Below are 13,215 nucleotides of genomic sequence, written 5' to 3'. Positions count from 1 at the left end.
GGGTAACAAATATACTTTAAAAGTATTATAATAGCCCGCAAGGATTTTTTATCTCTACCCGCCAATCCCACACGAATCAGCCCGAAGAATATTTTTTAGTACCGCTCTGAAGCCCCTGGTGGATAAGGATAGTATTTACTCGCTGAATCGCTGGCAAAAACAGGGAACTATTCAGTAAATTATTAACTGCTGCTCTGAAGTTCGTCATACAAGCCGGAAGAGAAGCAGCCAAATGTACAAACGATTTCGTATCATCACATACCTTTTTACAGGTTAACCGCATTTCCTTTAATATGGAATATTGGGGGGAATAAAAAAGCGCCACCTTTTACGATGACGCTTCTGCTGTTGCGAGGGATGGGATCGAACCACCGACCTTCGGGTTATGAGCCCGACGAGCTACCGCTGCTCTACCTCGCGGTATAAAGTTAATATTTTTTAAATTTCTATTCCTTCGTACTAATAAAGCCCTCAATTCACTCATCCGCTTCAGCAGTAAGGAGGCGCAAAGGTAGGTGTATGCATTTAATCAGCCAAACAATTTTTGTTTCTGTTACCTTTGCAGGAATTTTTTATGCGGATGAAAGTTGGATTTGTAAATATCTTTGGTAAACCCAATGCCGGCAAAAGCACTTTGCTCAATACACTCATAGGCGAAAAACTGGCTATTGTGTCGCCCAAGGTACAAACCACCCGCCATCGCATTAAAGGTTTTTTAAACAGCGAAAATTACCAGGTTATTTTTTCCGATACGCCGGGTATTATAGAACCGCGGTATAAGTTGCATGAAAAAATGATGCATTCGGTAAAAAGCAGCTTAGAAGATGCAGACCTTGCCCTGCTTTTGGCAGATGTAAATGAAAACCCGGAAGAAACAGACCTTATTTTTAGTGGACTCCGCTTGAAAGTACCCGCCTTTGTGGTATTGAATAAAGTTGACCGCACCTCTCAGGACAAAATAAAACAAGTGGCTGATTTTTTTAATACAAAACCGTATTGTAAAAAAACAATCGCTATTTCGGCACTTAAAAAAATGAATACAGACCTGCTGCTTAGTACTATACTGGAGTTTTTACCGGAAGGGGAGCCCTTTTACGATGGAGACGACCTGACGGATTTGCCTACCCGTTTTTTTATAGGCGAAATGATACGTGAAAAAATATTCGACCTGTTCCAGGATGAAATACCATATCATACGGCAGTGGTAGTAAGGGAGTTTAAAGAAAAAATCAGTTTAATTAAAATAACGGCAGAGATCATTGTTCACCGGGAATCGCAGAAAGCCATTATTTTGGGAGAAAAAGGGAAAATGATCCGGCAAATCGGAACAACAGCCCGGCAGGAGATAGAAAAATTTCTGGGTAGTAAAGTCTTCCTCGAATTATTTGTGAAAGTGCGGCCCAAATGGAGAGACAATGATATACATTTAAAAGAATACGGATATTAGGTACGGGCTGCAACTTGTACCCTGAAACCTGATACCTAAATTATTTATGAGTTTTACAGTAGCTATAACAGGAAGACCGAATGTAGGCAAGAGTACTTTCTTTAACCGCATGCTTGAAGAACGCAAGGCCATCGTAGATAATATCAGTGGCGTTACCCGCGACCGGCAGTACGGCGTGGCGGAATGGAACGGAAAAAGCTTTAATCTTATTGATACAGGCGGTTTCGTGACCGGAAGTGCAGATATTTTTGAAACGGAGATTCGCAAGCAGGTAGGCATCGCCATTAATGAAGCCAATGCCGTGATATTTATGTGCGATGCGGCCACCGGTATTACCGCATTAGATGAAGCCATGGTTGATATATTGCGGCAGTCTAAAAAACCGGTTTTTTTAGTAGTGAATAAAGTAGATAATCCTGAGCGTATGCTGGATGCCACCGAATTTTACAGTATGGGCTTTGATCATATTCATTTTCTTTCCAGCATCAGCGGCAGCGGTACGGGAGAATTACTGGACGACCTGGTAAAGCTGATTCCGGATACGGATGATGACGAAGCGGGTGAAAAAGATGAACTGCCAAAGTTTGCCATTATTGGTCAGCCCAATGTGGGGAAATCATCGCTGCTGAATGCATTGGTAGGCGAAGAGCGAACGATAGTAAGCGATATAGCCGGCACCACAAGAGACACGATTCATACGCACTATAATTTATTTCAGAAAGAATTTATCCTGATAGATACTGCGGGTATACGAAGAAAGAATAAGGTAGAAGAAGACCTCGAATTTTATTCCGTGATAAGGGCTATAAAGGCGCTGGATGAAGCGGACGTATGTTTGTTACTGTTAGACGCCAGCAAAGGCATTACCGCGCAGGATATTAATATTTTTTCTTTAGCCATACGAAAAGGAAAAGGCGTTGTATTGCTGGTGAATAAATGGGACCTGATGGAGAAAGAGACGCATACGGCCAGGGATTATGAAAAAGAATTAAAGAACCGTTTAGCTCCCTTTACCGATGTGCCGGTATTATTCATTTCTGTAAAAGATAAACTGCGCATTTTTAAAGTAATTGAAACAGCACTGCAGGTATATGAAAACCGCCGGCGTAAGGTGGCTACTTCCAAACTTAATGAGGTAATGCTGAAAGCTGTAGCAGCTTATCGTGCGCCGGTAGTAAGAGGTAATACCGTAAAAATAAAATATGTAACACAACTGCCCACCGTTGTACCCAGCTTCGCTTTTTTCTGTAATTACCCCGATGATATTAAACAGCCTTACAAAAATTACTTAGAGAATCAGCTAAGGGCGAATTTTGATTTTAAAGGCGTGCCGGTGCGGGTGTTTTTCAGGAAGAAATAAATTTTCCCTTAAACCTGTATTTTTCTGACCGGAATATTGATTAGCTTTTAAATACGATCATTAGCATTGCGTTGTTATAATAGATAGTTCTTTGAAAATATTGTCAGTATTGAGTTACAATGGGTTTTACCCCTAAGACGACTTGATTTTTTTGGGGTTAAAAGTTCTGCATTTATTTGTAAACCAATGCTTTATGTTTACAGGTAAATATGTGTTTGCCCAATTAATGGGCTTAGTGTCCTCCACCTCTTTTCAAACGCTTGTTAACAGGCACTCTGGCGACTATAAGGTGAAAGAATTAAGTTGTTGGAAACAAGTTTTTATGCATGGCTTTCGGTCAGCTTACTCATAGTGAAAGTATTAGTGATACAATGATGTGCTTAAACGCTAACGCCAATAAAATGTATCATCTCGGTATTGGAAAAGTAGTTGCCGTAAGTACTTTAACCCGGGCAAATGAAAATCAATTATACAAGATTTATGAAGAACTTGCGATGCTGCTTATTAAAGAAGCAAAGCAATTATACATAAATGATAACAAGTTAGAAATAGAACTTAAAGAGAATGTTTTTGCTATAGATGCAACCACAATTGACCTGTGTTTATCCACTTTCCTTTGGGCTACATTTCGTTCCGCAAAAGCAGGAATAAAACCTCAACTATAACCTCTGCCTTATACCCTGCAACCTGTAACTTTCATCCTGCCTTCATTCAATCATTTTTAAATATCTTCCTATCCAGTAAGGCAGCAGCCAGAATACCGGTTCCCTTTCTATATCGGGATAGCCGTTTATAGCCGACCAGGGATTTTTGTCCCACCGCACCGCAGTGCGAATGCCGGCCGGCGGCAATTCATTTACCTGCAGATCGTCCAGCACCGGTTCGCGTACCATTTTTACATCTTCCCTTTTGCTATGGTCAAACCTCCAGTTTACCAGGTCGAGCGGGGTATCTGTCAGGAACTCAACAGACGCTGGCAATTCCACCTTTTTATTCCTGGCATAACAGTACAGGAAGTTAATCAGCGGACTTTTATCGTTTTTTCTTTTCTCCATCCAGTTGTCGAAATGTTTTTCATAAAAAGCCAGTAGCTCCGGATCTTTTTCACAGCCGGTGAGTATAGGATACAGGTAAGACTGAAGGATAACATCAAAATAAATAAAAAAAGCGGGGTTTTGTTCTGGAAGTTTTGCCATATTTTCGAGGTAGTGTTCCTCCTTTATTAGCCGCAGATAGTATTCCTGGTATTGGGTGTTTCCTGTTGTGTGATAGGCCAGTTTTAAAAAAGTTAGCAGCTCCATCGAGTTTTGGTACCGGTCGGGCAGCCATTCCGGGTCGCGGTTGAGTTTATCCGGGCTCCATACCGACCAACGGGTATGCGTGCCGTCTATATCCACCATGTTAAAATTATGATTGATCAAATGGTCAACAAGCCGGGCAATGTGCGCGGCAACGATCTTTTTTTCCTTTTTATCCGCCACCAGTTCGTAATAAAAGTAATAGCCCATCATGTGCCCGCACCATTCATCGCTGCTGGTATCGCCTTTCCACAGCCATTTGCCATCTTTCGACTTTCGCCACCTTGTTTCCACAGGCTTAAACCGGGGCTCCTTCACTAATTCTTCAGCCAGTTCTCTTTCCGTGTATTTTTTGTTGGGGTCATGTACATTATTATCCCATGCGACCGGTACAATTGTTCTGGCAAAGAACCCATCGGTACCCGTTATGGTTTGTAACAGTTTTAAAAAATCAAAAGCCTTTTTCGCTTTCTCTTTCGCATCGTTACTTTTGGTTGCCGCGTAGCGAAAGCATTCCATAGCCAGGTAGCTGGCGGTAAATTCTCCATCATTATCGTCATCTTCAGGTTGCCAGTTATTCAAATCTCCGGCGTCTTTTAGCCGGGCCGGGCCTGCTATCCAGGGTTCGCGTATATGGCGTTTCATGGCAATGTCATAAAAGAAATCCTGTTTTTGCGCTAAAGTCATTTTTCTTCTCTTTATAGCGCTTACCCCGTTAGCGGTAGCAATCCATGCGTTGCCCTCTTTATCAAAAGCAATATCGGTTACTTTATCGTCTATTAACCAACGCCGGCCAAAACGCAGGGTATGCGAGCCATCCGGAGCATATCTTACAACACCCACATCGGTACCTGCCCACATTACGCCATCTGGGGAACGTTCCACGCAATTAACATAAACAGAAGGTACCCCATCGGCTGGCTGAAGTGTTTGTACCTTCCTGTTTTTTTGAATAATGCTTACGCCGCCCAGTCCGCCTACCCATAAGCGTTGTTCACTGTCCAATGCCAGTCCTTTTGTATAAGCGCTGATGAGCGTGCCGGTATCCATGAAATGCCGGAGCTTATTGTTTGCCATGTGATATAGCCCAACATCACTGGTTACCCATATGCCATTGCCCGCATCGGCAACGGTATTCCGTACAGAACGGGCAATAGCGTAATCTTTTTTAACGAAACGGTTTTGGCTGTATACCCATACCCCTTTCGGGCCAAAAGCATACAACTCATTTTTTGCAGCGCATAATGCGGAAACAGGTCCTTCTGTGCCGGGTATTTTTTGGAGGATATTGTTTTTGAAAAGATAAACGCCATTCCATGTGCCCAGCCAAACGGTATGTGCATTACCGGTAGTTATCGCATAGGCCGGACCTTTATTGTTGCTGCTGATCATGCCCGTCCATTCTGTTGCTCCCTGTTTTTTCATATAGATGCCTGCTGCTGTGGCCACCCACACGCTGGATGCATCATCAACGGCGATGCTTCTTATTTCATTTTCCGCCGCATTTTTTCCTACCCGGTACGCTTCATGGTATTCCTGCCAGAAAGCCGTGTCTTTCATGCCGGCTGGCGTATACGATAGCTGGGCATGGGCGGTACATGGTAAAATACCATTGCATAATAAGCAGAAGAGGAGTAATTTATTTTTCATATTGTATGAATGTAAAGGATGTGGCCGGTACCCGATGTAAGAAGGGTCAGAGCGCATCTGCAAAGAATCAAATCACAAAAAACAAGAGCCCGGTAAAAGACAAAGTCCGGATATTCAATTTCGGAACCCGGAGGAATACAATATCAGATATCAAACTACAAATCTCCTTCCCTCCACCAAATCTCCGAAGGCGCAGCCTGCCTTTCAATGCCCGGACCACTGTAATACAGTTCTAAAAAAGCCCTGTCTAAGCGGCTATTGTAATAGGCTATTTTTACAGGATGATAGCCCGCTTTTAAATAGATATCTCCTTTGTAGTTGATCTCGCGGTCTAATTCTTCAAACAGCATTTTATCGTGTATTTGTAACCGTAGTATGTGATCGGCGTGGCCGGAAAAATGATAGTAGCCATCTGTGGGTACTTTTATATATCCTTTATAAACAGCACCCCAGTATTGCCTGCGATGCGGTATTTGCGTAAAATCCAAACCGGTTGTTATTCCCGTTTTGCTGAAAGTAATATCTTTAAATTTAGCTGTATCACTATCATTTATTTTTCCGGTAAAATAATGATAATACAGACCTTGCTGCGGACTGGTTACAGTAACAGCGGCGTATGCTTTTTCTTTTGTGAAAGGAATGGTATTAACACGGCTTTTGCCAGATTTATTAAATGAAGCAACTTTAAGTGTAGTTGTTTTATCCAGCACAATTTTTTGTTTGTACAATGGCGAGTTTTTACCGGGTTCGCTGTTGTCTGATGTATACCTGATGGCTTCGCCGGGTAAAGCGGCTTGCAATTGTACCTGGATAGTATCCGCAAATATTTTTCGTTCATTGGTTGCAACAGGCGCGGCAGGTGTATAGTGTGCCGGCATTTTACTTTTCCTGCTGCCGGTTAGTGAAAAGCTGTCGAATAACGCGCCATTTTCATCAATAGCCCGAAATTGAAGAGTATTGTCATTAATAGCTACATACCCGAAATGATGAATGGTGCTGAGTTTATTGGTGAACCAGGAACGGATGGGGGATGGATTTTCGAGCCGTCCGCCCGCACCACCCACATTCAGGTAGATTACGCCATTTTCATTTACGGTTTTATTTTGCAGTACCGGCCATGATCTTTCGTAGGTATGAATATGACCATAAAAAACGATGTCCACACCGTATGTATCGTACAGGGAGGTTAAGCCTCTTGCCTCCTTATCTCCAAGCGTTGATGCTTCAACGTTAGTATCCCCGAAATCATCTTCATCCGATGAATAAGGGGGGTGATGATGCACTACGAATTTCCAGTAAGCGGTTGACCTGGCCAGCGCCTGCTCTAACCAGTTATACATATCCGTTCCTTCTTCCTGGTACTGGTTGGTATCGAGCATGAAGATTTCCGCATTGCCATAACGGAAACTATAATAATAAGGCTGTGGCACATACATGTACCGGTAATAGAGTGCCGCATCGTGTTCATGATTACCCGGTATGGAATAGATAGGAATGCGTTTCATTAGTGTACTGGCAGGGGCGAAAAATTCATTCACCCAATCGTCTTTTCTATAACCGAGGTCTACAAGGTCGCCTGCATGCAATGCAAAATTGGGGCGTTCTTTCCATGCCTGCGTGCTAACGCGGCCCCATGCGCCCGGATCTGCGGGATCGAACTGTGAATCGCTGAATACGGTAAAAGCAAAAGCTGTACTGTCTTTTATTGCGGTTTGAAAGGTGCTTACCGGCGATGCAAGCGTATCGCCACCGGGTAAAACCGAAAATGCACGATACATATAATGCGTTTCGGGTTGCAGCCCGGTTAGTTCAATATGATGCATGATGTTTTTGCCATCCAAAATTTTTCGGAGCGAAAGCGAAGAGGAGTTCGTATTAAATTGAGCCGGGCCGTATGTTATAAAGCTTGTGCAACTGTCGGAAGTTTCCCATAAAATGCGGATGCTGTTTTGTGTGGCATATTGCAAATAGGGCTCAATAAGAATAGGGCGGACGGCATCTTGTGCAGGAACTGAAATTGATATAAAAAATGTGAGAAAGTAAAGGGGAAGCTGTTTCATAGCATGTTGATTTCTAAAAAACCTGCAAGGTTACTTGGGTAAGCCCTGCAGGTTCTTAAAATTATGCGTTGATATAACTATTGCAATATCCACATCTTAACAGAAGCTATATCCTTGCCTCCCATTGCAGACACGGCAGCGTCATATTGTTCTTTATTGTTGCTCGATTCATCTAACGGATACAGATACCGCATAGGGTATTCGTATGTAGAAAATGACGTAACGATTTTGCCGACAAACGCAGGCTTACCAGTTCTCCTGTAGTCGGTATATGCTTCTGTGTGATTGGTCATAAGCATAGACAGCCATTTCTGGATAGCGATTTTATCAAGATCGGCAGCAGAGCCATCCAATGCTACGGCAGGCTTTGCGTAGTAGGCACTGAAATTATCCACTATCTTGTCTGAACCAATTTGGGTCGCCGGTTTTGTTCCGTTCTCAATCTGCCATCTTTCGAACGACAGTTTTATACCATTTTCATAGTAATCTTTAGTGTTTCCCGCCGATATCCATCCTTTCTGACGTGCTTCAGCAAGAAGGAACATCATTTCACTTGCCTCCATTATCACTCCTTTGAGGCTGGGGCCGTTGGTACCTGCTACCAGCCTTGAAAGTCCTGTAATACGGCGGTTGTCATAAAAGCTGTTGGTTCCGGGAAGGCTGGTGGAGCTTGCATACTGTGTCTGAACGTTTATCGGGTTCGGAGCTCCTACCCATTTTGCATCCAGGGGATAGGGCACTGATATAACATTACCATCCAGGTCTCTTCCGGATGCGACTATTTCCGAGGGTTCATACAGCGAAGAAGGGTAATAAGTGATATTATAAGTATAGCCATTTATCTTGATGTCTTCACTGGATTCCGTGGCTTTGGCTGATATGGGGGAAAGCGCCGGGGCAAAGATCACATACATACGCGGGTCATCGAGGGCTACCATCTGATCAATCAAATACTTGGAAGGCTTCTGCTCAGTAAAGTTGTTCCCTGTTCCCCAGGTTGTTTGCAGGTACCACGATTCCCGCTCGCTAACGCCCGAAAACTCAAGCCCTGCATTATCGGCTACAGCCGACATATAGTTGTTACCACTGGCAATCGCCTGCATTTCGCCGCTCAGGTCCCTGCCGGCTTTTTTAAATGCCTCATAGGAATGTACCATGAGCCTGAACTTCAGGGAATTGGCAAATTTTATCCATTTCGATCTGTCTCCATTGAACAAAACATCGTGTTCGGCTGGTAATCCTTTGCTGCCGGCATCCGACAAAATAGAAACCGCATCATCCAGCAGGGTAAACATTTGCTCATATACTTCTTTCTGGGAATCGAATTTGGGAAACAGGTCACCGTCTCTTCCCTGCATAGCTTCACTGAAAGGAATATCTCCGTATTTTTCGGTAACAGATCCGCCTACAACGCATTTCAGGATATTAGCGACTGCTACATTCGCCATGTTATCTTCATTGGTTGCCAGCAATGAGAGTGCTTTCAGTGTTCTTAATTGCTGAGTATAAGGGTTACTCCCCTGGTAATCCCAGTTCTGGGCAGCATTGGTGTAGAGCGTAGCTGCCTGCGAACCACCGTTATAACATTCCAAAAAGTACAGGGTTGCTTCTTCCACCGGCTCATCAATTACTCCTTTGCCATATTGGTATGCAACATCTACAATAGCTGTAGTAAGCTGGTATCGTGAATAAGTGAAGTAATTAACGTTGAATGACGTTTCCCGTTCGCCCATTCGCAGTTGGTCCTTACTGCAGGATACGCCGGCAAGTAGCAGCGATCCAAGCATGATATATTTTATTGTTTTCATCGTCATAATATTCGGTTTACAAATTTTATTTGATTACTCCTAAAAACTAACATTCAATCTTACACCCATAGTGCGGATTGGAGGTAATCCGAAGTCTGCCACACCCATACCTCTTACACCATCGTAGAAAGCCGTTTCCGGATCTTCATTCATTTTATTTTTTGCCCAGAACATCACGTTCTTGGCGAAAACGGTAAGAGAAACATCCTGGCAACGCAACCGCTGCGCCAGGGACCTATCAAGGGAATAGGTGAGATTGATCTCCTTGATCTTGAAGGAAGTAGCGTCATGCGTTCTGAACTGGGCGCCAGACCATAATTCCTGTCCTTCCATGTTATAAGGGTTCATAAAGAGGGTTCTGGCAGGATCATCTCCATTCCTGATATAATCCCCATCCGAGAGGCTCAGCTTTTCTTCCGGGGTCATTTGAGACTGGTCAACGGCAGGGTTGATAAATACCGCATTCCAGTAGCCAAAGTAGCGCGGGTCGCCATTGTACATGGTCATGAGTTCCTGCATTTTTTCCCTGTAGTTTTCAAAGCCCGGCTCTGTGAACATATCATCGGGATTCGGCATACTGGGCAAGCCACCGGCGAAACGACCGCCTGTCCAGTACTCATTGTATTTATCGCCATAGAGGGCCATGATGTCTGCCATACCATCATCAATCATGATCTTCTGCGTTTCGGAAATAAATATACCACCCACTCTCATGCTGGCAACAACATTGAGCCGGAAGTTTTTGTACCTGGCATCCGCAACAAACCCATAGATGGCTTTTGGATTCATATTGCCTAAGTACCCGTTCTTTTTGATATAGTCTGTAGTGGTAACGGCTTCCTCAATAATACCGTCAATACCGGTCAGCATCATTCCTTGGTATTTGCCGCTTTGGATATAGCCAATCGGTTGCCGTGCATACATGTCTCCTACGCGTGAACCTTTGAACAAAGCCAAATAGGAAGCTCCGTCATAGTTATAGAATCGCTCTGAGAAGCGTGGGTCCAGGTCATCAATAACAGATTTGAAAGTACTGATGTTACCGGTGAGGTTTACCACCCAGTTTTTGTTGCGTACAGGCGTTACCGTTAAGGCTGCTTCCAGACCGGTTGATTTCACCGCACCCATATTGGTAAGTATCGAGCCAAATCCTGAAGACGTTACCACCGGCAGGGTCTGGATCTGGTTGATATGATTTTTAGAATAAACGGTAAATTCTCCCGATATACGGTTATCAAGCGCTCTGAAGTCTATACCTGCTTCTTTGGTTACGTTCAGCTCGGGCTTAATATTCGCGTCAACAGGGTCACCGCCGATGGTTCCCATAGCAACGCCGTTCCATGTATTTCCTGAAATACCGTAGCTGTCCTGGTTAACAGGTCGTCCAATACCATATCCGGTTTCTGCATACCCCCCTCTCAGTTTGAGGAAATTAAATACGCTTCCCATATTAAACGTTTCAGATGCTATCCAGCTTAAGGATGCACCGGGGTAGAAATGGTTATCCTTTTCATGGCCCAGTATACCTACCCAGTCGTTACGGCCCGACAACTCTAAGTAAACCATATTTTGCCATCCGATGCTGGCAGTGGCATAAGCACCGTAGTTGCGACCGGGGTAATCTCTTTTGAACTCGGCAGCCTGTCTTACCGCTGCTGGTAATGAATTAAAGGTAAAGGAGTTGGGAGTTGCCAGTATTTCGCCACCAAACCCGGAATTGTTACTTTCACCATAGTTATAGGAAAAGCCGCCTAAAGCATCAAGCGACAGCCTGCTGCCAAGAAAACGCTTGTTGTAAGAAAGTAACAGGTCATTTCTTACATTAAGATTGTTGCTGTGCCGTTGTTCGTATATGCCTTGCGGCCTGCGTTCCGCATCCCACGGGCTTTTTCTTTCAAACGCAAAGTTTTCATGGCTGATGCCTGAGCGGAGCGTGAGCAGGAATGGCTCACCTATTTTATAATCTAATTGTACTTTTCCGAAAAATATATCTTTGGTATAGGTTCTGATAATGTTTTCAGCGGCAAAGTAGGGTCCGTTTTTGCCAACTGCATTATACCTCAGGCGATCTTGTCCTGGTCCTTTCAGATATGGAGTATTCTGGTATTGCCCTTCCCAGTCGGTGATCCAGGGGTCGGCCTTTTCCCATTCCGACATTTTGGGCATATTGATAGGCATTGACATGGCATGGGCCAGCGGGTTATCTTCTCTTTTATCCTGAACGTGCGACTGGTTAGGTACAAACGTATGAGACCACGATGCCTGGGAAGTAACCGAAAGCCTGTCGTTTATATTATATTTAGCATCAAAGGAAACACTGTTCCGGGTTGTTTTGTTGCCAGGTATTACGGCATGGTGTACGAGGTTACCGAGGTTGAGCCGGTAGTTACCCTTTTCGTAGTTGCCGGTTACGGCTACGTTATTGTCGGTCATCACCCCTGTTCTCAGGAAAGCCAGTAGCGGATTTTTATCTCCGCGGGCTTCCAGCACCGATTCTTCCCATTCCTGTGTAAGGATATTCCACCTCCACACAGGTTCGTTATTGTTCACCTTGTCATCTATTGCCCAGCCGAGTCCCTTTTTGTCATCGGTCAATGCGCTTCCGTCCTCATCGCCCTGGAAAAATCTTCTTTGCACCGGAGGGGCACTATAAGCCTGGTCGAAAGAAGTAGCGCTACTTACCGAAACACCGAGTCCTTTTTTAGCTCCTGCACCCGATTTGGTGGTGATCAGGATCACGCCATTACCTGCCTGGGATCCGTAAAGCGCTGCAGCGCTGGCGCCTTTCAGCACAGAGATGCTCTCAATATCATTGGGGTTAAGGGAGGAGATGAAGTTGCCGGCATCAATACCTGCGGTGGCTCCTACGGCATTGGAACCCAACTGTACACCATTCAGCACGATCAGGGGCTGGGTTTCGTTGTTAATATTACTTGCCCCCATTATACCTTTCAATGAGGTAGCCCCACGTATGTTGAACATTACAGAAGAGGTGGGTGAGGATGTAACGCTGTTCATTTGTACGCCGGTCACCTTACCTTCCACCGATTTCAATACGTTGGAGGCGCCACCGGTTTCCATATCTTTAGCTTCAACAGAAGAAATGCTGTATCCCAGGGATCTCTTTTCTTTTTTCATACCGAGAGAGGTTACTACCACCTGCTCTAACTCCCTGCTCGATGCCGCAAGGCTAATGTCCAATGCTGATTTACCGGATACGGCAACTTCTTTTGTATCGTAGCTAACATGGGTTATTATCAGCACTGCATTAGGGTTGGCTACGGTTATTGCAAACTCACCATTACTATTTGTTGTAGTAACATTGCTGGTACCCTTTTCTGTTACAGTTGCACCGGCTACGCCGCCATTTTCATCTGTTACCTTACCTCTTACTGCAAAGTCTGCAAACTCGGCAGCAGTGGTGATCACCGCAGCGGGAATGGCGAAATTTTGTTCGGTTCTTTTTTGTTTAGCCTGTTTGATGACATACACATCTTTAATTTTTTCAAATCTCAAACCGGCAGCAGAAAGCACTTTATTCAGTGCAACATCGGGATTGCTTTGTTGGGAAGCATCCAGCGCGTCATAATCC

Annotated in this window: 8 protein-coding genes and 1 tRNA gene; 4 read left to right on the top strand and 5 right to left on the bottom strand. The window is 44.3% G+C overall.

All coding sequences use genetic code 11. The features are described from left to right. Window positions 1-348: 348 nt before the first annotated feature. Window positions 349-420, bottom strand: a tRNA-Met gene (locus tag VL121_RS20695). A gap of 160 nt (window positions 421-580) precedes the next feature. Between VL121_RS20695 and era the strand changes: the two genes are divergently transcribed. The 4 genes from era (at window position 581) to VL121_RS20680 (ending at window position 3,472) form a co-directional block, all read left to right on the top strand. Beyond that, complete coding sequence (gene era, locus VL121_RS20690) at window positions 581-1,447, top strand: GTPase Era (RefSeq protein WP_325408519.1); 867 nt, start codon at window positions 581-583, stop codon at window positions 1,445-1,447. 46 nt (window positions 1,448-1,493) lie between these two features. Beyond that, entirely contained in the window at window positions 1,494-2,807 is a 1,314-nt protein-coding gene (gene der / locus VL121_RS20685) for a ribosome biogenesis GTPase Der (protein WP_325408518.1), read from the top strand. Between the two features lie 193 nt (window positions 2,808-3,000). Beyond that, entirely contained in the window at window positions 3,001-3,159 is a 159-nt protein-coding gene (locus VL121_RS21790) for a DUF4372 domain-containing protein (protein WP_414635435.1), read from the top strand. Further along, window positions 3,134-3,472, top strand: a complete 339-nt coding sequence (locus tag VL121_RS20680) for a DUF4372 domain-containing protein (RefSeq protein WP_414635434.1) — start codon at window positions 3,134-3,136, stop codon at window positions 3,470-3,472. Before VL121_RS21790 ends, VL121_RS20680 begins: the two co-directional genes overlap by 26 nt. Window positions 3,473-3,514: 42 nt before the next feature. Here VL121_RS20680 and VL121_RS20675 read toward each other — a convergent pair whose 3' ends face one another. The 4 genes from VL121_RS20675 to VL121_RS20660 form a co-directional block, all read right to left on the bottom strand. Continuing rightward, entirely contained in the window at window positions 3,515-5,755 is a 2,241-nt protein-coding gene (locus VL121_RS20675) for a ligand-binding sensor domain-containing protein (RefSeq protein WP_325408517.1), read from the bottom strand. Between the two features lie 155 nt (window positions 5,756-5,910). Beyond that, entirely contained in the window at window positions 5,911-7,815 is a 1,905-nt protein-coding gene (locus VL121_RS20670; RefSeq protein ID WP_325408516.1) for a metallophosphoesterase, read from the bottom strand. Between the two features lie 77 nt (window positions 7,816-7,892). Beyond that, complete coding sequence (locus VL121_RS20665) at window positions 7,893-9,623, bottom strand: SusD/RagB family nutrient-binding outer membrane lipoprotein (RefSeq protein WP_325408515.1); 1,731 nt, start codon at window positions 9,621-9,623, stop codon at window positions 7,893-7,895. 39 nt (window positions 9,624-9,662) lie between these two features. After that, on the bottom strand, window positions 9,663-13,215 hold a 3,553-nt coding region (locus tag VL121_RS20660; protein WP_325408514.1), incomplete at its 5' end, for a SusC/RagA family TonB-linked outer membrane protein.

This window comes from Agriterribacter sp., from assembly GCF_035497235.1.
GTDB lineage: Bacteria > Bacteroidota > Bacteroidia > Chitinophagales > Chitinophagaceae > Agriterribacter.
Note: the sequence above shows the minus strand (reverse complement) of the source record. Positions and strands in the feature narration are given on the sequence as shown.